The sequence below is a fragment of the Streptomyces sp. SID8374 genome, assembly GCF_009865135.1.
GTDB lineage: Bacteria > Actinomycetota > Actinomycetes > Streptomycetales > Streptomycetaceae > Streptomyces.
Window position 1 is genome coordinate 519,393 of record NZ_WWGH01000001.1, and the last position, 25,006, is coordinate 544,398.

The window sequence follows — 25,006 nt, forward strand, 5'->3', positions numbered from 1 at the left end:
CCCCGGCGCCGGGTCCATGCTGGTGGCATGGGTGACCAGGCCGGCCCCGAGCCCACCGTGTCCGTCCAGCGGGACCTCCGGTTGCTGGAGGCCGCTGGGGCACATCCGGCGGGCGCGCCCGCGGAGCGGCTGGCCCGGGAGGCCGAGCTGGCGCCGCCCCTGGCCGAGGAGCACCTGCGGGCGCTGGTGCAGGACGGCTATCTCCGGGAACTGGACGACGGAGCGTTCGCCCTGCCCGACCGGGGCCCGTCCCCGGACGCCGTCGAGGGCGAGGGGACCTGGACACAGCGCCTGCGCCCGCTCCTGACCTCCCTGCGCGACGGCCTCTCCGCCGCCGCCTATCTGACGCTGTACGACGAGGGGGAGATCCGGGTCCTCCAGATCGTCGACAGCCCGCAGGCGCCCCGGGTCGACCTCTGGGTGGGCTTCGAGGACGCCGGGCACGCCACGGCGCTGGGCAAGAGCGTGCTGGGCGGGCTGGACGAGGAGGCCCGCGCCAACTACCTCTCCCGCCACCCCCTGGCCGACCTCACGTCCCACACCATCACGCACCGCGAGGAGTTGCTCCGGGAGCTGGACGCGTCGCCGATGGCACCGCTCTCCATGGACCGGGAGGAGTACCGGCGGGGCACGACCTGCATCGCCGTACGGGTGTACTGCGGCGACCAGGTCGGCTCGCTCGGCATCTCCTTCCGCTCGGACCGGATGTACCGGACCAGCGAGGTCAGGGCCGAGCTGCTGTCCTCGGCCCGGCGTGTCACCCGCAGGCTGACGATCCCGGAGTGACCCGGCCGGCTACTCGGCCATCTCGTACGCCCCCGACAGCTCCTCCACGCGCTCCCAGATCCGCGCCGAACGCGCCGTGTCGACGACCGGACGCCGGACCGCGCCGAGCGCCCACTCCTGCTGGGCCCCGGTGGCGGAGTCCTTGCCGTGGAGTTCGACGGCGTGGGCCGAGAAGTCGCGTACGAGGACGGCGAACAGCTCGTCCAGCAGCTCCTCGTCCAGGCCGGTCAGCCGGGCCTGCTCCAGGATCAGCTGGCCGTGGACGACGAGGGCGAAGAGCTGGCCGACGGCGAGGAGGAGGTCCAGGTCGCGGCTCTGCTCCTCGTCGGGGGCGGCGGTCTCGACGAAGGTGCACAGGGCGTCGGTCTGCTCGCGGAAGCGGGCGACGTTCGCCACCTCGGCGTACGCGTCGAACGCGGGGCGCCAGTCGTGGAACCGTACGGCGCCGAGGCCGCGGGCCGGGCCCTGCCGGAACAGGAAGTCGTCGTCGGCCGCGTCCAGGCGGGAGGGGACGGCCGGGTACTCCGCCGGGTTCAGCAGGTGGTTCCGCATGAACTTGAGGATCAGGGCGAGGTTGACGTGGACCGTGCCCTCCAGCTTCGGCAGGCCCCGGATCTCGATGGCGGCCTGGGCGAAGTAGTTGTCCTTCTCGAACCCCTTGGCGGCGATGACGTCCCACATCAGGTCGATGACCTTCTCGCCCTCCGTGGTCACCTTCATCTTCGTCATCGGGTTGAAGAGGAGGTAGCGGCGGTCGTCGGGTCCGGCCGAGCGGAAGTAGTCGACGGCACGGTCGCTGAACAGCTTCATCCCGACGAGCCGGACGTACGCGTCGGTCAGCTCGCGGCGCACGTGCGGGAAGGCGGTGACGGGGCGGCCGTAGAGGATGCGGTTGCTCGCGTGGGTGACGGCCTCGTACATCGCGTGCTCGCAGATGCCGATCGAGGCGGTGCAGAGGTTGAACTTGCCGACGTTGACGGTGTTGAGCGCGGCGTCGAAGGCGGCGCGGCCCGTGTGCAGGATGTCGGCGGGCGCGACCGGGTAGTCCTCCAGGCGGAACTCGCTGACGAACTTGGAGGAGTCGACGACGTTCTTCACCAGGCGGTACGCCGGGTGGCGGCTGTCGGCCGCGAAGAAGACGTAGCCGTCGGGGCCCTCGATGTCGGTGCGGCGGCCGAAGACGGAGACGAGACCGGCGGCGTTGCCGTTGCCGATGTAGTACTTGGAGCCGGAGGCCAGGAAGCCGCCGCCGTCCGGCTCCAGCAGCATGTCGGTGGAGTAGATGTCGGCGCCGTGGGTCTTCTCCGAGAGGCCGAAGGCGAACACCTCGCCCTGGGCGAGGAGTTCGGCGGCCCGCGCGCGGGCGTCGGCGTTCTCGCTCTGCCAGACCGGGCCGAGGCCGAGGATGGTCACCTGCCAGGCGTACCAGTAGTCGAGGCCGTAGAACCCGAAGATCTCGTTGAGCGCGGCGATCCGGGCGGTGTCCCAGCGCTGGTCCCCGTTGCCCGCGGCGGCGGCCGGGGTGAGGAAGGTGGCGAAGAGGCCCTCCTTGGCGGAGAAGGCGAGGAAGTCGCCCAGCCAGGCGCGGGAGCGGTAGTCCTCGATCAGCCGGCGCTTGCCCCGCTCCTCGAACCAGTCGACGGTGGCGCGCAGCAGCCTGCGGGTCTCCGGGTCGAAGTGCTGGGGGTCGTAGGTGCGCGGGTTGAAGAGCAGGGACGCGGACTCAGCCATGGAGGTTGCCTTCCGGGAGGGTCGAGGGTGTGTTCGGTGGTACTCAGGCGGTGGTTACGGGGGTGGTGGCCGGTGCCGTCAGGCGCCGGGGCCAGGCGTCCGCCCGGCGAGCCGGTGGAGGGTGTCGAGTACGTCGTCCAGCCAGGCGACCGTCATGCGCTCGTACGCGATGCCGCCCCGCAGCACGACGTGCTGGAGCTCCTGGCCCGCGTCCGGGGGCGCTGGCGCCTCGGGCCCGGTGAAGTCGCGCACCTCTCCGGCGAGGTAGTGGGCGAGCCGGTCCCGGTGGACCTGGCGGTGGCGCTCCACCTCGCGGATCAGGGCGGCCGGGTCGTCGAAGGCGGCGCCCCGGATCTTGACGGCGAGGTCGTGGCGCAGGCTCTCGGGTTCGATCGGCTTGTGCAGCCACTCGGCGAGCGCGGCGCGGCCGGGGGCGGCGACGGAGTAGTCCTTCCGGTCCGGCCGGCCCTGCTGTTCGACCTCGTGGACGGTGAGCCTGCCGTCGGCCTCCATCCGGGCCAGGACGCGGTAGATCTGCTGGTGGCTGGCGGTCCAGAAGTAGCCGATGGACCGCTCGAACCGCCGGGCCAGCTCATAGCCGGAGCCGGGCTTCTCCAGCAGGGAGACGAGAATCGCGTGTTCGAGCGCCATACCGCGATCCTTCTATGCAACTCGTTGCATAGACAAGTCGCGGAGCGGTGGTGAGACACGGCTCACCCGGGTCTCCCGCCCCCGCGCCGAGCCTCCCGCCCCCCGGAGGGACAATGGACAACTTCGCCCAGCGGCCCCCTCGCCCCGTCAGGAGAACCACCGCCTTGTCCCACCCCACTCCGCACGCCGGCCACCCCGACCTGCGGGCCGACTGCGGGAACTGCTTCGGCCTGTGCTGCGTGGCGCTGCCCTTCGCCCGCTCGGCGGACTTCGCCGCGGACAAGGCCGCCGGGACCCCGTGCTCCAACCTCCAGGAGGACTTCGGCTGCGGGATCCACGAGCGGCTGCGCGACAGCGGCTACCAGGGCTGCACGGTCTTCGACTGCTTCGGGGCGGGCCAGAAGGTCTCCCAGGTCACCTTCGGGGGCCGCAGCTGGCGCGACGAGCCGGACTCGGCCCGCACGATGTACGAGATCTTCCCCGTGGTGCGGCAGCTGCACGAGCTGCTGCGGTACACCGCCGAGGCCCTGGGCCTGCCGGCGGCCGAGGCGGCCCACGGTGAGCTGCGCCGCGCCTACGACAGGGTCGACGCACTGACCCGGGACACCGCCGAAGCCCTCCTCGCCGTCGACGTACCGGCCCTCCGCGCCGAGGTGAACACCCATCTCCAGCGCGCCGGCGAGCTGGCCCGCGCCGCCGTCCCGGGCAGGAAGAAGAACCACCGGGGCGCCGACCTCTTCGGCGCCCGGCTGCGGGGCGCGAAGCTGCGCGGGGCCACCCTGCGCGGCGCCTGCCTGATCGCCGCCGACCTCTCCGGCGCCGACCTCCGCGACGCCGACATGATCGGCGCGGACCTGCGTGACGCGAACCTGTCCGGCGCCGATCTGACCGGCGCCCTCTTCCTCACCCAGCCGCAGCTCAACGCGGCCCGGGGCGACGCGGCGACCAGGATCCCGGCCGCTCTGCGGCGGCCGGGACACTGGGGCTCCTGAGCGGCGGGGCCCGCTGCGGCTTCCCTGTCAGGCCAGGTTCCGCGGCACCGTCTCGTTCCAGGTGCGGGAGAAGACCCGGCGGCCGCCCTCGTAACCGTCCAGGGTCGCGTCGACGGTGAACTCGTCGGCATTGGAGGTGAGGACGGTGTTCGTCTCGACCCGTACGTCCCAGCCGGGCCGGGAGAAGGTCATCGTCCATGCCGAACGGCCGCTCAGGGAGGAGAAGTCGTCGGCCACGGAGGTGTACCGCTCGCAGGCCCGCAGCCCGACCTCGATGCCGTTCTCCTCGTACCGCTGGAGTCCCCGGTCCTTCACGATGTCGAGGGCGGAGTGGTAGTCCACCAGGCTCCTGGAGACGTTCCAGGCCTGCTCGGGCTCGGTGAGCCGGGTGACGGGGGGCGGGCGGCAGCCCTCCGGTTCGCCGAAGGACACCTGGGGCATGCCGTCCGGCTCCTCGGTGGGGCGTACCGGCAGGGTCAGGGCGGCGCCGTCCTCGTGGACGGTGAGCAGGGCCGGTTCCGGGGCCGGCCAGACCAGGGGCCAGTACGAGGTGGAGAGGGAGAGCCGGATGCGGTGGCCGGGCGGGAACGCCTGCGCGACGCCGTTCAGCGGGATGCGGGCGTGGCAGCGGCGGCCGGGCTCCAGCGGCTCGGGGTGCTCGTCGCTCTCCCGGTGGGTCAGGTTGAGGACGCCGTAGGTGACCCGGGTGGCGCGGCCGTCGGGGGCCACGTCGGAGATCCTGGCGGTGATCTGGGCGACCGGGGCGGAGGCGGAGACCTCCAGGTCGACGGAGGGCGAGCCGAGGATCTCCACGCGCTCGGTGAGCGGTTCGGTCTCGAAGACCAGGGAGCCGCCGTCCTCCTCGCGCTGGTCGTAGGGCAGGTCGGGCGGGGCGTTGTAGGAGGCCCACTTGCCCGCGAACTGGCCGACGGAGAGCGGTGACTGCACCGTACGCGTACGGCCGCGCGGCAGCGGTTCCTCCTCGTCCGCCGTGACGATGGTGGCGCCCCGCAGCGGGTGCACCACCTCCTTGATCTGCGGGGAGGGCCAGGAGGGTTCGGCGACCCAGCGGCCGGGGCGCTCCTCGTACGACGTGGAGGGCGGGACGCTCTCCTGCATCCAGGTGCGGAGCATCGGCCCGTCCATGACCCCGTTGTCGATGCCCTTGAGCCAGTGGTCCCACCACTTGACGACCTCCTGGAGGTAGCCGATGGCAGGGCCGGGCTCACCGAGGTGGGGCAGCTTGTGCGACCAGGGTCCGATGAGGCCCTTGCGGGGGACGTCGACGCCTGCCAGGAGGCGCGTGACGGCGTTGGAGTAGCCGTCCGCCCAGCCGCTGGAGGCCAGGACGGGGCACTGCAACTGCGCGTAGTCCTCGCTGAGCGAGGCGTGCTGCCAGTAGGCGTCGCGGTGCGGGTGGCGGAGCCACTCCAGGACCCAGGGCCGGGCGGCCTCCAGCCGCTCCTGCCACATGCCGCGCCACCGCTCCCCCACCACCTCGGGGTCGGGCGGGCAGGTGGCGTACGCGAACATCGTGCCGGCCTCGGCGAGGTTGTCGGAGAGCATGGCGCCGCCGAGGTAGTGCATGTCGTCCGCGTACCGGTTGTCGGTGAACGAGGCGATGACGATGGCCTTCAGGCTCGGCGGGCGGCGCGCCGCCGTCTGGAGCGCGGCGAAGGCGCCCCAGGAGATGCCCATCATGCCGGTGTTCCCGTCGCACCAGGGCTGGGCGGCGACCCAGGCCAGCACCTCTTCGGCGTCCCGCTGCTCCTGCTCCAGGTACTCGTCCAGCAGGACGCCCTCCGACTCCCCGGTCCCGCGCAGGTCCACCCGGACACAGGCGTAGCCGTGGCCCGCGATGTACGGGTGGTGGATGGCGTCGCGGGTGGAGGTGAGGTCGTTCTTGCGGTACGGGATGGTCTCGACGACCGCCGGGACGGGTTCCGCGTCCGAGGAGACGGGCCGCCAGATCCTGGCCGACAGCCGTACCCCGTCGGTCATGGTGATGGTGACGTGGTCCTCGGCCTCGGTCTCGTACGGGAGGTGTTCGACGAATCGCATACGGGTGGCAGGGTCCTTCCTGACGTCGGGTCCGGTGGGGGCGGGTACCCGGGACGTCACGAAGAATTCCGGCCGCGCCCGCCCGGTTCGGTCTCGTCGAAGCTCAGGCCGAGGGCGGCGACACAGGCGTCGAACTTGCGGCGCAGGTCGTCCTCGTCGTCCCCGCCGGTGAAGATGTGGGCGAGTTCGTAGCTGTAGCTGTCCTGGCCCCGGACGGTGGAGAGCTTCTGGCCCTCGTCGGGGACCATGTCGATGTATACGCCCGGGATGTCCCGCTCGATGGCGGCGATCTCCTCGGCGGTCGGCACCTGGTGGACGCGCCCCTCACCGAACCAGCGGTAGTACCACTTGGCGGCCACCTTGTAGCGGCCGCCGCCCGCCGGGAGGGCCGGGTCGCCGCCGAGGGCGAGGCGGAACATGCGGTGGTGGTTGGGCACACCGTCGACGAAGTGGAACATCTCCGCGTGCGACTGGGAGTGCCGGGGGTTGATCTCCAGCAGGCTGATGTCGCCGGTCTTCGGGTCGTAGAAGTATTCGATGCTGAACGTGGCATTGTCCATGCCGATCTGGCGCATGGTGCGTTCGCTGACCTCGTGCAGCTGCTGGATGACCGGGGCCGGGAGGGTGCTCGGGTACTGGTGGCGCAGGAAGGAGGAGGAGTCGGGGTAGTTGATCGAGTCGAGGACGCCGTAGACGGTGACCTCGCCCTTGTGCGCGTATCCCTCGACGGCGACCTGGATGCCGGTCATCGTCTCCTCGGCGAGACAGACCTGTCCTCCCACGCCCGCCATCTCCGGCGGGAGTTCCAGACGGTCGAGTATCGCCTCGAAGGGCTTTCCGACCCGGGCTATGCCCCCGCGTATCTCGGCGACCGCCGTCCGGAATTCGTCCATGTCCGAGACGCCGAAGGCCAGCTCGGAGGAGTAGGCCAGGGCGGGCTTCAGCCACATGGGGAAGCTCATCCCCTCCGGCGGCCGCGGATCGTCGCTCTCCAGGTCCACGATGCCGAAGCGGGGATGTTCGTCGATGACCTTCTGCTGTTCCAGCCGGCTCCAGTATTTGTGCTCGCACTTGACGACGGATTCGAGGCTGGTGCTGGTCGTCCCGTATTCCTTGCTCAGGAGGGGTACGAGGGTGCTCACCGGAAAGTCCCAGTAGCCGACGATCGCGTCGATACTTCCTTCGTGCGCGTCCAGCACGGCGCGCGCGCTGGTCAGCAGTTCGTCGACGGTGGTGGCGTCCTCCTGCAACTCCTTGACGCTGAGGAGCGGGTGGAGGCGTAGTCCGTCGGCGTCCGGAACGGCTTCGAGGGTGCGCAGATTGGCCTCGTCCATTCCGATGATGAAAACGTTCTTGCGCTGATCCCGGGACACAGGGATTCCTCTCGTAGGGCGGCGGGGTTCTGCGCCGTCTACCCCTGTGCGGGGGTTCAAACGGGGGCGGCGGACGGCAGGGAATTCCGGGCCACTTCCGTTCGGGGCATTCCGCGACGCCCGTGCGTACCGGACCGCTCGACGGGGCACCAGTGTCGCCGTGCCCACCGCGCGGCGCCCCTCCCCCGCCCGTCAGCCCGAAGGAGACACCCCGTCATGCGCGCACTCGCCCTGGTCTGTACGTTGAACGCCTCGCCCGCCCGCTCCAGCAGCCAGCACCTGGCCGAACAGGTCATGGCCGAGTTCGAGGGCCATGGTGTGCGCGGCGAGATCGTCCGGGTCGCCGACCACGACGTCCGGCCCGGGATCGGCGTGGACCTGGGCGACGGCGACGCCTGGCCGGCGATCCGGGAGAAGGTGCTGGCCGCCGACATCCTCCTGATCGCCACACCCATCTGGCTCGGCCACCCCTCCAGCGTCTGCCAGCGCGTCCTGGAACGGCTCAACGCCGAGTCGTCCGAGACCGACGACGAGGGACGCCCGCTCGTCTACGGCAAGGTCGGCGCCGTGGCCGTCGTGGGCAACGAGGACGGCGCGCACAAGGTGAGCGCCGACGTCTTCCAGGGGCTGAACGACGTGGGCTTCTCGCTGGCGGGCCAGGCGGTCACGTACTGGGTCGGCGAGGCCATGCAGGGCACCGACTACCAGGACCTGGACGGGACGCCCGATGCCGTCGCCTCGACGACGAAGGCGCTCGCCGCCAACGCCGTACACCTGGCCCGGCTGCTCGCCGACGCCCCCTATCCGGCGTCCTGATCCGACGTGCCGCCGCCCGACGGCACGTCACCCTCGGGGCTGGATGCGCGCCTCGGGGGGAGTCTCGCCCGTGATGCTGGCGATCAGCTCGGCGCAGAGCACCCGGAGCTTGACGTTGCGGTGCTGGGATGCCGTACGCAGGACCTCGAAGGCCTTCTCCGGGGTGCAGCGCTGCTGGCCGACGACCACGCCGATCGCCTGGTCGATGACCGTACGGGACTGGAGCGCGGCCTCCAGATCGGCGGCGAACTCCTCGGTGTCGGCGATGCGCTGGGCCAGGGCGATGGCTCCGGTGGCCTGTGCGGTGAGCAGCCGCAGGGCCGTCAGGTCGGCGTCGTCGAAGGCGTTGGGGAGCGGCGCGTACAGGTTGAGGGCTCCGGCGGTGTGGCTGTGCGGGGCGATGGGCAGCGAGAGCGAGGACCGGGCGCCGCAGACCGCGGCGTAGGCGGGGTAGTCGGCCCAGCGGCTCTCCCGGAGCGTGTCGGGCACGCTGACCTCCAGGCCGGTGCGCATCGCCTGGAGGCACGGGCCGTCGTCCTGCCCGTACTGGGCCTCGTCCAGCTTCGTGGCGGAGGCTCCCGCGCTGGAGACGGTGACCGGGCGCCCCTGCCTCTCCAGGGTGATGCCGCATCCGTCGGCCGCTTCCACCAGGGCCAGGGCGCTGCGGGCGAGTGCGTGGAGGAACTCGTCCAGCGATTTCGTCTCCAGGAGCAGCGCGGTCGTGTCCGGCGCCTCGGCCACGGGCCTGTCAGTCATGATCATCTCGTTCTGGGCGGTGACCCGCCTCCCGAAAGGGCGGGGCAGAGCTGGCGCGGCGCAGTCCGGGGCCGCTGGGACAGGGCAACCTCCACCGACGCACCGGTGCCTGGGACAGGCTCCGGGCGTGCGGCGGGGGTTTCAGACGTGGGTGAGCGAGGGCCGTGCGAGGGCGGGCGCGCCACCGGCGGTCGTCACAGGACTGCTGATGGTTCTGCGGGGAAGGGGCCGGCCCGGCGTCGTGCGACGGGCACGGGACACGTCGGCGGACGGGCCCGTCGTCACGAGGGCGGGCGTCGGCCGGTCTCTGCGGAAGGTGTGGAGCTCTCTGTGAGGAGCGCGCCGCCCCGTCACGGACGGGCGACTTCGGGCGGCCGGAGCGGGCGTACGCACCGGGCCGGAAGCACCGATGGCGGGGGCCGCCGCGACAGCACGACGCGGGAGAGAGCGGTTCACAGAAACTCCAAGGAGGCAGGAAGAAATCTCAAGGGCCGCTTCCTGACCTCCAGCCCTTCATTATGCCCTCTCGGCCGCCACGGTCGGCCCGGCGTCGGTAAGCACCGGCCGACGCGGCCGGAAAGTGCCGCCGTGCGCCCGGGGCCTGACGCCCCGTGCCGTCATCGCCTCCGGGGGAAGCGCGGCAGGGACGTGTCGGCGTACGGTCCGACCGCGCGGGACGGGGGCGGGGGCGGGTCCGAGGGGGTGATCCGCTGCTCCAGCCGCTGCCGCAGTCTCCCCTTGCGGGGTGCGTCGGCGCCCGGGCGGCATCCCCGGCTGCGGAGCTCGGCGCCCTGGAGGCTGTACGCCACGCGCAGGACCCGGTTGAGCGCCGCGGCGCTCAGGACCTCGCGCGCCGTCTCGTGCCTGGCGACCACCGCGATCGACACGCCGCGCTGTTCGGCCTCGCCGCGCACGCGCAGCAGCACGCCGAGGGCACGCGGGGTGAGCAGGGGGGTGAGGACGTCGACGATGAGCGTGTTCGGGCCGCAGCAGGGCAGCAGGGTCAGAAGCTCCTGTTCGATCGCCGGTTCGTTGTCGAGGTCGACGACCTCCCACAACTCGACGACCAGGTGGGATTCGTCCAGGCGGTAGCTGAGCAAAGACATCGTGATACTCCGTGGAGGCAGGCCGACGGGCAGGCCGCTTCCTGACCTCTGGTCTGCGCCTGCCCGCCGCCTCCGCCTTCGACACCCCTCGATCCGGGTTTCTTCGTCGGTTTCCTCGCCGGGCTTCTTCACCCGGCGTGGTCCTCGGGTTCTCCGTGCGGGGCGGCCCGGGTCCGTCCCCGGTGGGGCCGCGACGCGGCTTCCCGTATCGTGCCATGCTGGCTGCAAGGGCTCCGGCCCGGAAGGGAGCGACCATGACCGACGCCCTCACGCCCGGGACGCCTGACCTCGTCTCCCTCCTCCTGGACAGCGACACGCTGGACGAGTTCCTCCAGGCGCTGGCCGAGAACGCGCTCGTGAAGGCCCCGGGCGCCGACGGCTGCGGCATCACGCTGGAGCGGCAGAACCGGCCCCTGACCGTGGTCAGCGCGGGGATCAGCGCGCCGCCGCTGGACGAGGCGCAGTACGGGCAGGACGACGGACCCTGTCTCGAAGCCCTGCGCGAGGGGCACGAGGTCAGCGTCGGCGACATGCAGGTGGAGAACCGCTGGAACGGCTATCCGGCCTTCGCCGTCGCCGCCGGGACCAGGTCGTCGCTCTCGCTTCCGATCGCCGCCCACTCCCACACCGCTGGCGCACTGAATCTGTACTCGCCCAAGGTGAACGGCTTCGAGGAGGCCGATCTCGGCGGTCTGCGCGACCTGGCCGCCCAGGCGACGGGGGCGATCGCCCTGGCCCAACGGCTCTCCGACACCCAGACCTTCACCGCCGACCTCCAGGCGGCTCTCCAGTCGCGCACGGTGATCGACCAAGCGGCCGGGATCGTCATGAACCAGCGGCGCTGCACCCCCGAGGAGGCGCTCCAGACGCTGCGCAGCGCCTCGCAGCACCGCAACATCAAGCTCCGCGACCTCTGCGCGCAGCTCGTCGGATCCATCTCGGGGGGCGTGCCGCCGGGCGGCCCCCGGCTGCGCCCCCGACCCTGATCCCCGGGCGGATCCGGATCCGCGGGCGGGGACGTCCTCGGAGATCCTCAGGGACCTTCGGTGACCCTCAGGCGGGGACCGAGGTGGTGCCGGCCGGGGTGTTCCGTCCCGGGGCGTGGCGTCTCAGCTGCTCACGGGCGGCGGCGAGCGCGGCGGCGATCTCACGGGTCCCGGTGGAGACGCAGAGCGTGTAGCTCACGTCCTCCAGCCTGCGGGCCACCCCGTCGCCGCCCTGGCCGCGCTGTGCGCGGAGTTCTTCGTAGCGGCGCAGAAGTTCCTCGAGTACCGCGGGGTGTGCCATCAGCATCGCGCTCTGCCTTTCTCTCACTGCACAAGGGCACCCGCGGGGGTCGGACGGGCGCGGAAAGCATTCCTGGGACGAGCAGCGGACATACGACGGCACGCCGTCAGCGGCGCGTCGCGCATGCCCGGGGTAATGCCGAATACAGAAGGGAGAGGTATCGCGGGTGACCCGGTGACAGCACGGCTCACTTGGAGGAATGCGGACGGACGAGAGCCGGCCGCTTCCTGACCTCTGCCCTATAACTGTGCCCAGCCGAACGCGATTCATGCAAGCGTAAGGGCTTTGCCGACCGCCTTCGCCGACCGGACCACATGCTCACGGTCCGACCACATGTTTACGGTCCGGACCATGGGTACTCCTCCTACAAGGTATCCGGCGTACGCGGAACTCAGGCGCCGGCGGGTTCGGAAAGCAGCCCTCGGCGCCGTTCGGGGCAATGAGTCCTGCCCCTTTGCGGAACTTGCCCTTTGCGGAACAGGCGTCACTCCAGTGGACGCGGAACCCCGGGACGGGCGTGCCCCTTTCCTCACGGCATTGTTTATTGGGGCTCGTACGGGAAACGCGGGTGGGCGTCCCTCGGGGGATCGATACGGAGAAGGAGTACCTCATGCCTGCTGGATCCAACGCGAAGCGTGAACGCCAGTACGAGCACATCAAGGAGAGCCAGGAGGAGCGGGGGACCTCCGAGAAGCGCGCCAAGGAGATCGCCGCCCGGACGGTGAACAAGGAGCGGGCCCGGTCCGGTGAGTCGGAGACGGCGAGCAGGACGTCGACGAAGGACCCGAAGTCCGCCTACGAACGCGGTGGTGAGCGCTCCCACAGGGGCGCGCAGGGGCCGACGAAGGACCAGCTCTACGCGGAGGCGAAGAAGAAGAACATCGACGGACGCTCCTCGATGAACAAGGCGGAGCTGCGGAAGGCCCTCGGACGCTGACCTTCCGTACAGCCGACGAGCCCTACGCAGAGGAGGACGCATGAGCGACCAAGCACGCGGCGACGATGTGTACCAGCCGCAGGACGACGACGGCCAGGACCCGCCCAACGACGAGCTGGACCTGGAGAACACGCTCGGCGAACGTGATCTGGACGACCAGATGGAGGAGGGGTACTCCCCTCCGGAACGTCCTCTGGGTGTGAACAAGTTCGGCACCACGGGCGCGGAGGAGCGCGAGGGCGAATCCCTCGACCAGCGGCTCGCCCAGGAGGTCGCGGATGTCGAACCGCCCGCCGGTGACGGCATCGGCGATGTCACCGACGGCGAGGGCGAGCCGCAGGACCGGATCGACGGCGACGCGCGGGCCGGACGGCTCACGGCGGCCGACGACGCGACCGGCCGGAACACCGATGTCTTCGCCGAGGACGTCGGCATCGACGGCGGCGCCGCGTCGGCCGAGGAGGCTGCCGTGCACGTGGCCGACGAGGAGGACGGCGGAGGCCGGGAAGCCTGACCACCCTCCGGACCGCCCATACGGCACACGGCAGCGGCACACGGCAGCGAAGGAACCAGGGGCGACATGGCAGCAGGCGCGGCGATCTTCGATGTGGACGGCACGCTCACCGACACCAACCATCTGCATGTGGTGGCCTGGTGGGAGGCGTTCCGGCAGGCCGGGCACACCGTGCCGATGCCGGACATCCACCGGGCGGTGGGCCTCGGCTCCGGTGATCTGATCGAACGGCTGCTGGGAACGGACCGGGACCCCGGCCAGGACTCCGCCATCAGCTCCGCGCACAAGGCGCTCTACGGGACGTACGTCGACCGCCTCCCCGCCTTCGAGGGCGCGGGCGATCTGCTGCGGACCCTGGCCGGGCGCGGCTGGCGGGTCGTCCTGGCCACCTCGGCGAGCGGGCCGGAGCTGGCGGGCCTGCGGCGGGCGGTGGACGCGGACGAGGCCATCAAGGACACGGCGAGCTCGGACGACGTGGACGAGGGCAAGCCCGCCCCGGAACCCGTACAACTGGCCCTGGAGCTGGCCGGTGTGGGTGCCGAGCAGGCGGTGTTCGTGGGGGACACGGTGTGGGACATGGAGGCGGCGTCCCGGGCGGGGGTGCGGTCGGTGGCGCTGCTGTCGGGCGGCATTCCGCGGGCTAACCTGGAGGCGGCGGGGGCGGACGCGGTCTTCCGGGACGTCGCCGAGCTGCTCGCCCGCCTGGACGACAGCCCGTTCGGGTCCGCCTAGGGCCTGTCGTCGAAACTGCCGTCGTCGCCCGAAGGGCGGCCGCGCGGCGTCCGGTGCGTGCGATCGCAAGGCGCCGGAGGGGGTCCCCTGCTCAAGTGAAGCCGAGAGCTTTGGGGGGGGGAGTGCGTGCCGGGCGCCGCACAGCAGACGGCAGTTCGACGACAGGCTCTAGGCCTCGGGGGGCCTCCGCAGGCCGCCGGGGTGGGCCTTCGGCGGACGGGCCGGGTCAGGTGCCGGTCCCGGAGACGCCCGCCTCCTCCGCCACCGTGAACAGCGCTCCTTCCGGATCCCGGACGACGTACTCGGAGCTTCGTACACCGGGCGAAGGGAAGGTCTTTCCGCCCGCCCGGTCCGCCTGGGCCGCCGCCCGTGAGGCGTCGTCCACCTGGAAGTGGACGATCCACCGCGGGCGGATCCTCGGGTCAGGGGCGCTGCCGACGGCCCCGCCGGAGAGGACCGCCATGGGCCGCCCGCCCACCCGGGCCACGATCTGCTCCTCCTCGTACGCGACATCGACGCCGTCCGGCCCGGGGCGCGGCCAGGAGAAGACCTCGCCGTAGAACAGGGCGGCCTCGAAGGCGTCCCGGGTCCACAGCTCCAGCCACGGCAGGGAGCCCGCGACACCCGACCAGAGGGGCGCGGCGCCCTCCCAGATCCCGAAGACGGCGCCGTCCCGGTCGGAGGCGATCGCCGCCCGCCCCTCCCCCACGGCGAGCGGACCGACGGCGACCGTCGCGCCCCGCTCGCGGATCCGGTCGGCGGTCCCGTTCACATCGGCGGAGGCGAAGTACGGCGTCCACACCGTCGGGGCGGCCAGGAAGGGGGAGCGGGCCCCGATACCGGCGACGGGGCGCCCGTCGGCGAGCGCGACCGAGAATCCCTCGCCCAGCAGGTCGGAGTCGTCGAACTTCCAGCCGAGCACGCCGGCGTAGAAGGCCTGCGCGGCGGGGAGGTCACGCACCAGCAGGTTGACCCAGCAGGGCGCGCCCCGCACGGGCCGGGCCTCGGTCGTGATCGGCATGGTCATCGTCTCCTCGGGCCGGTGGGCCGTTCGGCGCCGGCGGATCGGGAGCCGCCTGTCGGCAGCCGCCTCGGGCCCCCTCCGCCCGCCCTCAGGTACCGGCTGCCGCCCGTGGGTGGTCCCCTTCGGTGGGCCGGCGCGGTACGGCTCCGGGGCCGCCCGCCGGCTCGGCCTCCGAGCGTCCGGGATCTGTGGGGTGGCTCAGCCGAGGCGGGTACCCCTTTCGGACCGGGCCATACACCGTGAATGCCGCAGATGACCGTAGCCTCGGGACCTACTCACCCGGTTTTCACACGTTTGGACCTGATCCATACGGGTATGAGCTGAACCGTGCTTCGGACATGAGGCGCCCGTGGGAGTCCCGGGCCGCATCTGTCCGGTCATGTGTGCTCCTGCGGCGACCGAGCATCGTCAGCGTTCAGCCGTCGAGGAGTGACCACCATGCAGGCTGCACCTACCCCCGGGTTCCTCTCGGATGCGAGCACCCCGCCCACGGACGACGCGTTCGAGAGGCTGAGCGCCCTTCCTCCGGGGGCCGAGCGGGACGCGCTGCGGGACGACATCATCTGCGCCTGGCTGCCGATGGCCCACCGGCTGGCCTCCCGCTTCCGCAGCAGGGGTGAGTCGATGGACGACCTGCGCCAGGTGGCCGCGATGGGGCTCGTGAAGGCGGTGGACCGCTACGACCCCTCCCGGGGCAAGGCCTTCGAGACGTACGCCGTGCCGACCGTGACCGGCGAGATCAAGCGGCACTTCCGTGATCACACCTGGGACGTGCATGTGCCCCGCCGGGTCCAGGACCTCCGTAACCGGGTCCGCACCGCGCGCCGCGATCTCGCCCAGCGGCTCGGCGGACGGGCCCCGACCTGCGCGGAGATCGCCACGGAGGCGGGCCTCGCCGAGGAGGACGTGCTGCTCGGTCTGGAGGCCCTGGAGAGTTACAGCGCCCTGTCCCTGGACGCCGAACCGGCGGGTGCCGACGGTGGAGTTCCCCTGGCCGACCGGCTGGGCTCCTGGGATCACGCCCTGGACGTCGCCGTCGACCGCGAGGCCGTCAAGCCGGAGCTGCGCAGGCTGCCGGAGCGCGAGCGGACCATTCTCTATCTGCGGTACTTCCGCGACATGACCCAGCTCGGCATCGCCGAACGCCTCGGCATCTCCCAGATGCACGTCTCCCGCCTGATCAGCCGATCCTGCGAGCGCGTTCGCGCCGGGGCCCTCAGGGAAGCCGCGTGACGGGACGCGCCGCCGGGGTGGTGCACGCGCCGGGCCGGGTCGACGCCCTGGTCGACCGAGGGCACGGACCGGCCCGGCACCCCGCTCGGGCAGCCGGGCGACGCCCGGAAGGTCGCCGTCGTCGCCAGGCCCTGCCCCTGCTCTGCCTCAGCCGACCTTCCGGCCGGCCAGCGGTGCGGTGTCCTCGCCCTTGCCCTCCCGCACCCCGTGCAGAAACGCGTTCAGCGCCTCCTGCGCCGTACGGGCCGGGTGCCAGCCCAGGACCTCGTGCGCCCGGGTGGAGTCCAGTACGGGCAGCCGCAGCACCGCGTCGAAGAGGTGCGGGGAGGCCGGTACGGCGTGGGCCCGCCAGGCGCCCGCGAGCGCCGTACGCACCAGCGCCCTGGGGATCCGTACGATCCGGGCGTCCAGCAGCTCCGCCAGCGCGCGGGCGTCGATCACCGGGTCCGCAACCAGGTTGAAGGGGCCGCGTACGTCGTTGAGGACGGCCAGCCGGTACGCCTCGGCGGCGTCGTCGGTGTGCAGCACCTGGAACCGCAGCCCTTCCAGGTCGGGCACGAACGGCAGCAGGTCGGGGCGGAGGAGGTTGCCGGGGACGTAGCGGCCGGCGAAGATGCGGCGCTGTTCGGGCGCGGCCGTCTCCTTGAAGAGGAAACCGGGCCGCATCCGCACCACCCGGATCTGCGGGTGCCGCAGCTCGTAGGTGTCCAGGACGCGTTCCAGGTAGGCCTTCTCCCGGCAGTAGGCCGCGTCCGGCCAGCCGTGCGTGGGCCACTGCTCGTCCACGCCGGGCTCGTCCTTGGGGCCCGGGGAGTAGGCGCCGACGGACGAGGCGTGCACCAGGGCGGGCACCCCGCTCCGCTCCACCGCACGGAAGACCCGCTGGGAGCCGAGCACGTTGCTCCGCCAGGTGGTGACCGGGTCGTGGGTGGGCTGGAAGCGCCACGCCAGGTGGACGACGGCGTACGCGCCGCGCAGCAGGCCGGTGAGCCGCTCCTCGCTGTCCTCGCGCGAGAGGTCGACGGTGTCCCACTCGACCCCCGCGATCTCCGCTGCGGGCCGCCTGCGCGCCAGGCCGAGGACCGAGTCGACCCCGGGGTCGGCGGCCAAGGCGCGGACGACGCTCGTCCCCACGTTGCCGGTGGCGCCGGTGACCACGATCCGCTTGCCGCCGGGCCGTCCGGTGGTCTCCATGAAAGGTTCCTTCCGTCGGGGTCGAGGTCAGGGGTGTCAGGGGACGAGCAGGGTCTTGATCATGCCGTCGGCCTTCTTCTGGAAGGTCTCGTACGCCTGGGGCCCCTGCTCCAGCGGCAGGTGGTGGGTGGCGAAGGAGTCCACGCCCAGCGGGTCGCCGTCGACGAGGAGCGGCAGCAGGTCGTCGACCCAGCGCTTGACGTTGGCCTGGCCCATGCGGAGCTGGATCTGCTTGTCGAACATGGTCAGCAGCGGCATCGGGTCGGCGGAGCCGCCGTAGACGCCGGAGATGGAGACCGTGCCGCCCCTGCGCACCAGGTCGATGGCGGTGTGGAGGGCGGTGAGGCGGTCGATGCCCGCCGTCTCCATCAGGCGCCGGCCGACCTTGTCGGGCAGCAGGCCGACCGCCGCGTGGGCGGCCTTGGCGACGGGCGCGCCGTGGGCCTCCATGCCGACCGCGTCGATCACGGCGTCCGTGCCGCGCCCGTCGGTGAGGTCCCGGATCGCGTCGCCGAGGTCCTTGCCCTTGTCGTACCGGCGCAGGTCGAGGCAGGTGGCCCCGTACGCGCTGACCCGGTCGAGGCGTTCGGGGACGAGGTCCACGCCGATGACGAGGCCGGCGCCGCGGTGGAGCGCGATGCGTGCGGCCATCGCCCCGATGGGGCCGAGCCCGAGGACGGTGACGCTGCCGCCGGGCGGGATGTCCGCGTACTCCACGGCCTGCCAGGCGGTCGGCAGCACGTCGGAGAGGTAGACGAACCGGTCGTCCGAGGGGCCGTGCGGCACCTTGATGGGCAGATCGTTGCCGAAGGGCACCCGCAGGTACTCCGCCTGGCCGCCGGGCACCTGCCCGTAGAGCTTGGTGTACCCGAAGAGGGCGGCGCCCGAGCCGCGCTCGCGGACCTGGGTGGTCTCGCACTGGGAGTGCAGTCCCTGACCGCACATGTAGCAGTGCCCGCAGGACACGTTGAAGGGGATGACCACCCGGTCCCCCGGGGCGACGGAGTGCACCTCGGGGCCCACTTCCTCGACGATGCCCATCGGTTCGTGGCCGAGGATGTCGCCCGGATCGAGGTAGGGGCCCAGCACCTCGTAGAGGTGCAGATCGGAGCCGCAGATCCCGGTGGAGGTGATCTTGACGATGATGTCCGTCGGATCCTGGATCTTCGGGTCCGGAACGGTCTCCACCCGGACGTCCCGCTTTCCCTGGTAGGTCAGTGCGCGCACGGTGCCACTCCTCGCTTCCCCCCAAGGGTGATGGACGAGTGCCGGGTTCCCACGGGGCTCCTGGTGAAACACCGCTGTGCGGCACGGCGGACACGGTCCCGTCCTGCCGGAGGGACGGATGGGCGGACGGGCGGGCGGGCCGTGCGGGTGACAGCCGGCCTGTCACATCGGACACATCGGACCGGCGGCTGTCACACGAGAATGCGCTGCTCCCCGGGCTGCTCGCGGGCGCTCTCGCGGATGCGGCGGCAGGACTCGGTGATCAGCCGGGAGACGTGCATCTGCGAGAGGCCCAGTTCGGCGGCGATGGCGCTCTGGGTCATACCGGCGAAGAACCGCAGGTAGAGCACCCGCCTCTCGCGCTCGGCGAGCCGGCGGATGCCCGGTTTCGCCGCCTCGCGGTCCAGCACCAGGTCGTACGCCTCGTCCACCACCCCCAGCCGGTCCCCGAGGAGCAGCTCGCTGCCGTCGGGGGCGGTCTCCGCGTCGATGGACAGGGCGCTGAAGCCGTGCAGCGCCTCGCTCCCCTGCCGTACGTCCTCCTCACTCAGCCCGGTGTGCTCGGCGATCCGGACGGCCGAGGGGGTGATGCCCATGGCGGCCAGTTCGGCGTGGGCGAGGCGGACGACGTTGCGGAGGTTCTGGATCCGGCGGGGGACGTGCACCGACCACATGCGGTCCCGGAAGTGCCGTTTGATCTCCCCCGTGATGGTGGGGACGGCGAAGGGCGCGAAGGCGCGGCCGATCTCGGGGTCGTAGCGGTCCACGGCGTTGACGAGACCGATCGCCGCGATCTGCCGCAGGTCCTCCAGCGTCTCGCCGCGGTTGCGGTAGCGGGCGGCCAGCCGGTGGGCCATGGGCAGCCAGGCGCAGATGATCTCGCCTCGCAGCCGCTCCCGCGTGGCCCCGCCGGGCAGCTCCAGGAGACGCCGGAAATCCGCTGCCGTGTCGGGGTCGTCGGCGTACCGGCTTTCCTCGGGCATGGGGGCGGCTCAACTCCTCGCCGTACAAGATCGCTGTCGCCGGGAGGCGCGGGCGCCGGAGCGAGTCGTTACGTCAGCGAGCGCGACCCGCACGGCAGCCGTCGCCGGGGCGTACCTCACCTCCGAAGCACTCCGTGGCCTTGCCACGCCGGGACGGCCGCGAAAACGGGCGGGCCTGTCATTCACCCGGGCGGCCGCCCCCCGCCCGCGCCCGCCCGGTGGGTGTTCGGCGGTGCCGGGCTCCGGCGCCCGGCGGTGCTCGCCGAACGGCGGGATCGCCCGCGCCGGGGCAGAATTGCACGCGGGAACGGAGTGTCCGCCGGACGGGGAGCCCCGTGCGGAAGTACCCACCGTGCGCGGCCGCCCGCCGTGCCGACCGAGGAGGGTCATGGCTGTACGTCACCACCTCATCGACCGTCCGCCGGCCGCCGTCTGGGCGGTCCTGGAGGACGGGTACCGGTACGGGGACTGGGTGGTCGGGACCTCGGACTCCCGCCCGGAGCAGGGCGACTGGCCCGAGACCGGCTCGTCGATCACGTACCACGTGCATGTCGGGCCCAAGCGGTTCGAGGGGCGCACGGTCGTCCGGCACATCGACCGGCCGGGGACGCTGGAGCTGGAGGCGGAGGGCGGCCCCTGGGGCACGGCCCGGATCGCCTTCGACATCCGCCCGTGGGGCGGGCGGACCCTCGTGATCGTCGACGAACACCCGCTGCGCGGCCTGGGCGGCACGCTCCACAATCCGCTGCTGGACACCCTGCTCCAGCTCCGCCACCGCACCATGCTGGCGCGCCTCGCCCGGCTGGTGGAACGCGTGACGGCCGCAGAACCGGACGGCGGCCCGCGCGTCGCCGCACCCGCCGACTGATCCCGGGCCACCCGCCAGGCGTGCTCCCGGGCGAAGGACGATGCCATGGTCGACGCAGTAGTGATCGGTAGCGGGCCCAACGGCCTGGTGGCCGCCAATGTGCTGGCGGACGCCGGCTGGTCCGTGGAGGTCCTGGAGGAGCAGGACGAGCCGGGCGGCGCGGTCCGCAGCGACCGGGGGGTCGATCCGGCTTACGTCAACGACCTGTTCAGCTCGTTCTACCCGCTGGCGGCGGTCTCCCCGGTGCTGGCGGCCCTGGAGCTGGAACGGGAGGGGCTCCGCTGGAGCCGGGCGCCCCGGGTCCTCGCCCACCCACTCCCGGACGGCAGTTGTGCCGTACTGGAGGGCGACCGGGCGGTCACCGCCGAGGGCCTGGACGGCTTCGCCCCCGGCGACGGGCAGAGCTGGCTGGACCTGTGCGCCCTCTGGGACCGCCTGGGCGACGACATCGTGGCCTCCCTCTTCTCCCCCTTCCCGCCCGTCGTCGCCGGTACCAAGCTGCTCGCCCGGCTGCGGGCGGCGGGCGGGCTGCGGCTGGCCCGCAGCCTCATCCTCCCCGTACGCAGACTGGGCGAGGAGGAGTTCGCCGGCGAGGGCGGACGGCTCCTGCTGGCGGGCAACGCGCTGCACGCGGATCTGGCCCCCGAGGCGGCGGGCAGCGGCGGCTTCGGCTGGCTGATGTCGATGCTGGGGCAGTTCCACGGCTTCCCGGTCCCGGTCGGCGGCGCCGGTGCCCTCACCTCGGCCTTGGTGCGGCGGCTGGAGTCACGCGGGGGCAGGGTGAGGTGCGGGCAGCGGGTGACCGAGGTCGTCGTACGGCAGGCCCGTGCCGTAGGCGTCCGTACGGCCTCCGGCGACGCGGTCCCGGCCCGCAGGGCGGTACTCGCCGATGTGTCCGCGCCCAGCCTGTACGGGGAGTTGGTCGGCGCGGAGCATCTGCCGGACCGGCTCCTCGACGACCTGCGCCGGTTCCAGTGGGACTTCGCCACGTTCAAGGTGGACTGGGCACTCGACGGGCCCGTCCCGTGGGAGAGCCCGGCAGCGGCCACGGCCGGGACCGTGCACCTGGCGGACGGCGTCGACGAACTCAGCCGGTGGGCCTCCCAGATCGCCCGCGGCCTGATCCCGGACCGCCCCTTCCTGCTCCTCGGCCAGATGACCACGGCGGACGCGACCCGCTCGCCCCGGGGCACCGAATCGGCCTGGGCCTACACCCATGTGCCCGCCCACGTGAAGGCGGACGCGGGCGGGGAGGGCCTGTCCGGCGCGTGGGACGGAGCCGAGCGGGAGCGGATGGCGGACCGGGTGGAGGAGCAGGTGGAGCGGTACGCTCCCGGCTTCCGCACCCGCGTACGGTCCCGCCGCGTCCTGGCACCCCCCACCCTCCAGGCGGCCGACCGCAACCTGCACCACGGCGCGATCAACGGCGGCACGGCCGCGCTGCACCAGCAGGCGGTGTTCCGCCCGGTGCCGGGCACGGGCCGCCCCGAGACCCCGGTGAAGGGCCTGTACCTGGCCTCCGCCTCCGCCCACCCGGGCGGCGGCGTCCACGGCGCCCCGGGCGCCAACGCGGCCCGGGCGGCGCTGCGTTCGACCCACGCCACCGCCACCGCGCTGAGCACGGCCCAGCGGATGATGAGCCGCCGGGGGCGGGGCGGCCGGGCCTGAGGCGTGAACCACGCCAGGAGGTGGCGCTGAAGAACGGCAGACTGGCGACGCGCCGCTTCCACCGGGAGGCCCGCCGGAAACACCTTCCGCTCACGCGCCCGAACCGTCGAAAGTGGTCACTGCCATGCGATCGGCCTCCCACCCGCCACGTGCACTCGGCAGCGGGTGGACGGCCACTCTGGTGATCGACGCCATCATCACGCTCGTGGCGGCCACGGCCCTGGCCGGGATCGGCGCGCTGGTACCCGCGTTCATGGAGGACCACGACATGCCCGCGACCCGGCATCCGGCCGAGGCCGCGCCCTTCCTGACGGCCTCGGCCCTCCTGGTCGTCTCGCTCGCCGTCACGACCCTCATGGTCCGCCCCGGCCGGGAGCACCGGCGCCGGGCGGGGCTGGTGACGGCCACCGTCCGTCTCGGCGTCCTGGCCACGGGAGCGGTGGCCTTCGTCGTGTACGGCACGGTCGCGTACGGGCTCCGACCCCGCCGGCCGGGGCGTAGGACGGCTAGCCCTGCCGTCGTGCCTCCGTCGCCAGGACCGCGGCCTGGACGCGGCGTTCGACGCCGAGCTTGGCCAGGATGCGGGAGATGTTGTTCTTCACCGTCTTCTCCGCGAGGTGGAGCCGCAGGCCGATCTCGCGATTGGTGAGCCCTTCGCCGATGAGCGCGAGGATGTCCTGCTCCCGGGCGGTCAGTGCGGCGACTCCCGAGGGCCGGTCGTCCTGGGACGCGTCGCCGCGGAGGCGGGCCATGACGCGGGCGGTGGCGCCGGGGTCCAGCAGCGACCGGCCGGAGGCGACCGTGCGTACGGCCTGGACGAGGTCCGTGCCGGTGATCTGCTTCAGTACGTAGCCGGAGGCGCCCGCCACGATGGCGTCCAGCAGCGCTTCCTCGTCGTCGAAGGATGTCAGCATCAGGCAGGCCAGGTCGGGCATCCGGGAGCGCAGTTCGCGGCAGACGCTGACGCCGTCCCCGTCGGGCAGGCGGATGTCCAGGACCGCGACCTGGGGGCGCAGGGCCGGGATCCGGGCGAGCGCCTGGGCCACGGTGCCCGCCTCGCCGACGACGGTCAGGTCGGGCTCGGCGTCCAGCAGGTCGTGCACGCCCCGGCGCACCACTTCGTGGTCGTCGAGGAGGAAGACCGTCACCGGGGCCTTCCCGTCGGCGCCCGTACCGCTGTCCGTCATCACACGCTCCGTCATCTCTGGTCCGTGCCCACCGCGGTGGACTGTCACGATCGTGCCCTACGGCCGGTGCCGGTGAACAGGGCCGGTCGGCCCTCCTGCGCCCGCCGGCCTCTCAGCGCAGCGGGGCGCGCCAGAGCAGTCGGCTGCCTCCGCCGTCGGGCGTGGACACCTCCAGGGCCCCGCCGACCTGGCGGGCGCGTTCGGCGAGGTTGTCCAGTCCGCTGCGGCGGCTCTGCTCCGGGATGCCCCTGCCGTTGTCGGCGACCGTCAGGCGCACCTCGTCGGCGGTCGCCTTCAGGCTGACCTCGACCCGAGTGGCGTGGGCGTGGCGGGCGGCGTTGCTGAGGAGTTCGCCGAGCGCCGCCACCACGTGTTCGGCCACATCGAGGGGTACGTCGGTGTCGAGGAGGCCCTCCATGCTGAGCCGGGGCGGGAAGCCGAGGGAGGTGACCGCGTCGCCCACCGTGCGGGAGGCCCGGGCGCGCAGGCTGGACGCGGGGCCCTCGTCGCGGGCGCGCAGGCCGAAGATGGTGGACCGGATGATCTTGATGGTCTCGTCGAGGTCGTCGACGGCCCGGGCCACCCGCTCGGCCGCTCCGGTGTGTTCGATCAGCCGGGCGGTGCTCTGGAGCGTCATACCGGTGGCGAACAGGCGCTGGATCGCCAGGTCGTGGAGGTCGCGGGCGATCCGGTCCCGGTCCTCCAGGAGCGCGACGTGCTCGGCGTCCCGTCTCCGTACGGCCAGTTCCAGGGCGAGTGCCGCCTGTCCGGCGAAGGTGAGCAGCGGCTCCAGCTCCGCCTCCGTGAAGGCGGGTTCGCCGACCTCGCGGACCAGCAGCAGGACGGCCGCTCCGGCCGCCCCCAGCGGCACGGCGACCGCGGGACCCGGGGCGGCGGCGACATGGGGGTCGGTGCGGAAGCGGGGGTCCTTGCCCAGGCAGGTGGAGACCGCATGGGTGCCCGCCGCCGAGGCCGCGCCGGCCAGTGTGCCGTCGGCCGGAAGGGTCAGCCCCTGGAGGCCGCCGTCGGTCCCGGAGAGGGTGACGGACAGCTCCACGACCAGGTCGTCCGTGCCGGGGACGGGCGCGGACACCTCCGCCAGGCAGGCGCCGGTGATCTCTCCGGCCCGGCGCGCGATCAGTTCCAGCACGTCCTGGCGGGCGTCGCCCGACAGCAGCTGGTTGGTGACCTCGGCGCCCGCCCGGAGCCAGCGGTGCTGGCGCTGCGAGCTCTCGTACAGGCGGGCGTTGTCGATGGCCACTCCGGCCGCCACCGCCAGGGTCGTGATCACCGACTCGTCCTCCGCGTCGAAGTCAAGGCCGTCCCGCTTGTCGGTGAGGTAGAGGTTCCCGAAGACCTCGTCACGCACACGGATCGGCACGCCGAGGAACGTACGCATCGGCGGATGGTGTTCCGGAAAGCCGAACGAGGCCTCGTGCGTGCCCAGTTCGCTCAGGCGCAGGGGTTCCGGGTGGCGGATCAGCTCGCCCAGCAGGCCGTGCCCGGCCGGCAGGGGCCCGATCCGCTCCCGCTGCTCCCGCGTCATGCCCGAGGTGAGGAACTGCGACAGGCTCCGCCCGTCGGGTCCGATCACGCCGAGCGCGCCGTACTGCGCGTCGACGAGCTGCGCACCGGCCTCGACGATGCGCCGCAGCACCTGGGAGAGATCGAGTTCGCGGCCCACGGAGACGACGGCCTCCAGCAGGCTGTGCACCCGGTCCCGGGTCCCCCTGGCCGCGTTGATCCTGGCCTGCAACTCCTCCAGCAGCTCGTCCAGCCGCATCTGAGGCATCCGCGACAGCGGCTGCTCATCCCCCACAGCGCCCTCTTCCCCTCCGCCCCGTCACCTTCCGCGCCACTCTATGGGGCTGCCGTCATCC

At 72.4% G+C, this 25,006-nt stretch carries 24 protein-coding genes; 10 read left to right on the top strand and 14 right to left on the bottom strand.

The genetic code is table 11. The features are described from left to right. Window positions 1-27: 27 nt before the first annotated feature. Complete coding sequence (locus GTY67_RS02260) at window positions 28-786, top strand: IclR family transcriptional regulator C-terminal domain-containing protein (RefSeq protein ID WP_093693721.1); 759 nt, start codon at window positions 28-30, stop codon at window positions 784-786. Window positions 787-795: 9 nt separating this feature from the next. Here GTY67_RS02260 and GTY67_RS02265 read toward each other — a convergent pair whose 3' ends face one another. Together GTY67_RS02265 and GTY67_RS02270 are read right to left on the bottom strand one after the other, a co-directional pair. Then, window positions 796-2,517: an acyl-CoA dehydrogenase family protein gene (locus GTY67_RS02265; protein ID WP_161277591.1), complete on the bottom strand. Its 1,722-nt coding sequence runs from the start codon at window positions 2,515-2,517 to the stop codon at window positions 796-798. 78 nt (window positions 2,518-2,595) lie between these two features. Then, window positions 2,596-3,168, bottom strand: a complete 573-nt coding sequence (locus GTY67_RS02270; RefSeq protein WP_093693723.1) for a PadR family transcriptional regulator — start codon at window positions 3,166-3,168, stop codon at window positions 2,596-2,598. A gap of 164 nt (window positions 3,169-3,332) precedes the next feature. Between GTY67_RS02270 and GTY67_RS02275 the strand changes: the two genes are divergently transcribed. Further along, entirely contained in the window at window positions 3,333-4,160 is an 828-nt protein-coding gene (locus tag GTY67_RS02275; RefSeq protein WP_161277592.1) for a pentapeptide repeat-containing protein, read from the top strand. A gap of 27 nt (window positions 4,161-4,187) precedes the next feature. On the opposite strand, the gene GTY67_RS02280 is transcribed toward GTY67_RS02275, so the two are convergent. Together GTY67_RS02280 and GTY67_RS02285 are read right to left on the bottom strand one after the other, a co-directional pair. Next, window positions 4,188-6,221 carry a CocE/NonD family hydrolase gene (locus tag GTY67_RS02280; RefSeq protein WP_161277593.1) on the bottom strand — a complete coding sequence of 678 codons (2,034 nt, stop codon included), beginning with the start codon at window positions 6,219-6,221 and terminating at the stop codon, window positions 4,188-4,190. A 56-nt stretch (window positions 6,222-6,277) separates the two neighbouring features. Next, a complete protein-coding gene (locus tag GTY67_RS02285) occupies window positions 6,278-7,594 on the bottom strand; it encodes an ATP-grasp domain-containing protein (RefSeq protein WP_161277594.1) in 1,317 nt (438 codons plus the stop codon). Window positions 7,595-7,810: 216 nt separating this feature from the next. Between GTY67_RS02285 and GTY67_RS02290 the strand changes: the two genes are divergently transcribed. Further along, window positions 7,811-8,410: an NAD(P)H-dependent oxidoreductase gene (locus tag GTY67_RS02290; protein ID WP_093693727.1), complete on the top strand. Its 600-nt coding sequence runs from the start codon at window positions 7,811-7,813 to the stop codon at window positions 8,408-8,410. 27 nt (window positions 8,411-8,437) lie between these two features. Here GTY67_RS02290 and GTY67_RS02295 read toward each other — a convergent pair whose 3' ends face one another. Together GTY67_RS02295 and GTY67_RS02300 are read right to left on the bottom strand one after the other, a co-directional pair. Then, window positions 8,438-9,172 carry a GAF and ANTAR domain-containing protein gene (locus GTY67_RS02295; RefSeq protein ID WP_093693728.1) on the bottom strand — a complete coding sequence of 245 codons (735 nt, stop codon included), beginning with the start codon at window positions 9,170-9,172 and terminating at the stop codon, window positions 8,438-8,440. A 611-nt stretch (window positions 9,173-9,783) separates the two neighbouring features. Beyond that, window positions 9,784-10,272: an STAS domain-containing protein gene (locus GTY67_RS02300; protein ID WP_093693729.1), complete on the bottom strand. Its 489-nt coding sequence runs from the start codon at window positions 10,270-10,272 to the stop codon at window positions 9,784-9,786. Window positions 10,273-10,526: 254 nt separating this feature from the next. Here GTY67_RS02300 and GTY67_RS02305 point away from each other — a divergent pair, with 254 nt between their 5' ends. Then, window positions 10,527-11,258: a GAF and ANTAR domain-containing protein gene (locus GTY67_RS02305; protein ID WP_093693730.1), complete on the top strand. Its 732-nt coding sequence runs from the start codon at window positions 10,527-10,529 to the stop codon at window positions 11,256-11,258. Window positions 11,259-11,325: 67 nt separating this feature from the next. On the opposite strand, the gene GTY67_RS02310 is transcribed toward GTY67_RS02305, so the two are convergent. After that, complete coding sequence (locus GTY67_RS02310; protein ID WP_093693731.1) at window positions 11,326-11,565, bottom strand: DUF5133 domain-containing protein; 240 nt, start codon at window positions 11,563-11,565, stop codon at window positions 11,326-11,328. A gap of 604 nt (window positions 11,566-12,169) precedes the next feature. Between GTY67_RS02310 and GTY67_RS02315 the strand changes: the two genes are divergently transcribed. From GTY67_RS02315 to GTY67_RS02325, 3 genes are all read left to right on the top strand, one after another. Next, window positions 12,170-12,496 (top strand): plasmid stabilization protein, encoded by a 327-nt coding sequence (locus tag GTY67_RS02315; protein WP_093693732.1) that lies wholly within the window; start codon window positions 12,170-12,172, stop codon window positions 12,494-12,496. A 40-nt stretch (window positions 12,497-12,536) separates the two neighbouring features. Next, window positions 12,537-13,010 carry a DUF5709 domain-containing protein gene (locus GTY67_RS02320; RefSeq protein ID WP_093693733.1) on the top strand — a complete coding sequence of 158 codons (474 nt, stop codon included), beginning with the start codon at window positions 12,537-12,539 and terminating at the stop codon, window positions 13,008-13,010. Between the two features lie 66 nt (window positions 13,011-13,076). Then, window positions 13,077-13,742, top strand: a complete 666-nt coding sequence (locus GTY67_RS02325; protein ID WP_161277595.1) for an HAD family hydrolase — start codon at window positions 13,077-13,079, stop codon at window positions 13,740-13,742. A 226-nt stretch (window positions 13,743-13,968) separates the two neighbouring features. Here the strand turns inward: GTY67_RS02325 and GTY67_RS02330 are convergent, their stop codons facing one another. Further along, window positions 13,969-14,763, bottom strand: coding sequence for a VOC family protein (locus GTY67_RS02330; protein ID WP_343238634.1), 795 nt, complete (start codon window positions 14,761-14,763; stop codon window positions 13,969-13,971). 441 nt (window positions 14,764-15,204) lie between these two features. Here GTY67_RS02330 and GTY67_RS02335 point away from each other — a divergent pair, with 441 nt between their 5' ends. Further along, window positions 15,205-15,999: an RNA polymerase sigma factor SigF gene (locus GTY67_RS02335; RefSeq protein WP_161277597.1), complete on the top strand. Its 795-nt coding sequence runs from the start codon at window positions 15,205-15,207 to the stop codon at window positions 15,997-15,999. Window positions 16,000-16,146: 147 nt separating this feature from the next. Here GTY67_RS02335 and GTY67_RS02340 read toward each other — a convergent pair whose 3' ends face one another. From GTY67_RS02340 to GTY67_RS02350, 3 genes are all read right to left on the bottom strand, one after another. Next, complete coding sequence (locus GTY67_RS02340) at window positions 16,147-17,193, bottom strand: NAD-dependent epimerase/dehydratase family protein (protein ID WP_161277598.1); 1,047 nt, start codon at window positions 17,191-17,193, stop codon at window positions 16,147-16,149. A 36-nt stretch (window positions 17,194-17,229) separates the two neighbouring features. Then, entirely contained in the window at window positions 17,230-18,420 is a 1,191-nt protein-coding gene (locus GTY67_RS02345; RefSeq protein WP_161277599.1) for a zinc-dependent alcohol dehydrogenase, read from the bottom strand. A gap of 191 nt (window positions 18,421-18,611) precedes the next feature. Beyond that, window positions 18,612-19,403 (bottom strand): SigB/SigF/SigG family RNA polymerase sigma factor, encoded by a 792-nt coding sequence (locus tag GTY67_RS02350; RefSeq protein ID WP_161277600.1) that lies wholly within the window; start codon window positions 19,401-19,403, stop codon window positions 18,612-18,614. Window positions 19,404-19,791: 388 nt separating this feature from the next. Between GTY67_RS02350 and GTY67_RS02355 the strand changes: the two genes are divergently transcribed. Together GTY67_RS02355 and GTY67_RS02360 are read left to right on the top strand one after the other, a co-directional pair. Further along, on the top strand, window positions 19,792-20,271 hold the full coding sequence (locus GTY67_RS02355) for an SRPBCC family protein (RefSeq protein ID WP_093694545.1): 480 nt from the start codon (window positions 19,792-19,794) through the stop codon (window positions 20,269-20,271). 45 nt (window positions 20,272-20,316) lie between these two features. After that, the gene (locus GTY67_RS02360) at window positions 20,317-21,939 is read left to right on the top strand and encodes an NAD(P)/FAD-dependent oxidoreductase (RefSeq protein WP_161277601.1); all 1,623 of its coding nucleotides are present in this window, start codon (window positions 20,317-20,319) and stop codon (window positions 21,937-21,939) included. Window positions 21,940-22,029: 90 nt separating this feature from the next. Here GTY67_RS02360 and GTY67_RS02365 read toward each other — a convergent pair whose 3' ends face one another. The 3 genes from GTY67_RS02365 to GTY67_RS02375 all read right to left on the bottom strand — a co-directional run bounded on the left by GTY67_RS02365 (window position 22,030) and on the right by GTY67_RS02375 (window position 24,909). Continuing rightward, window positions 22,030-22,287: a hypothetical protein gene (locus GTY67_RS02365; RefSeq protein ID WP_161277602.1), complete on the bottom strand. Its 258-nt coding sequence runs from the start codon at window positions 22,285-22,287 to the stop codon at window positions 22,030-22,032. Between the two features lie 158 nt (window positions 22,288-22,445). Further along, a complete protein-coding gene (locus tag GTY67_RS02370; RefSeq protein WP_093694813.1) occupies window positions 22,446-23,126 on the bottom strand; it encodes a response regulator transcription factor in 681 nt (226 codons plus the stop codon). A gap of 112 nt (window positions 23,127-23,238) precedes the next feature. Further along, window positions 23,239-24,909, bottom strand: a complete 1,671-nt coding sequence (locus GTY67_RS02375) for a GAF domain-containing sensor histidine kinase (protein ID WP_161213731.1) — start codon at window positions 24,907-24,909, stop codon at window positions 23,239-23,241. Window positions 24,910-25,006 lie beyond the last annotated feature (97 nt).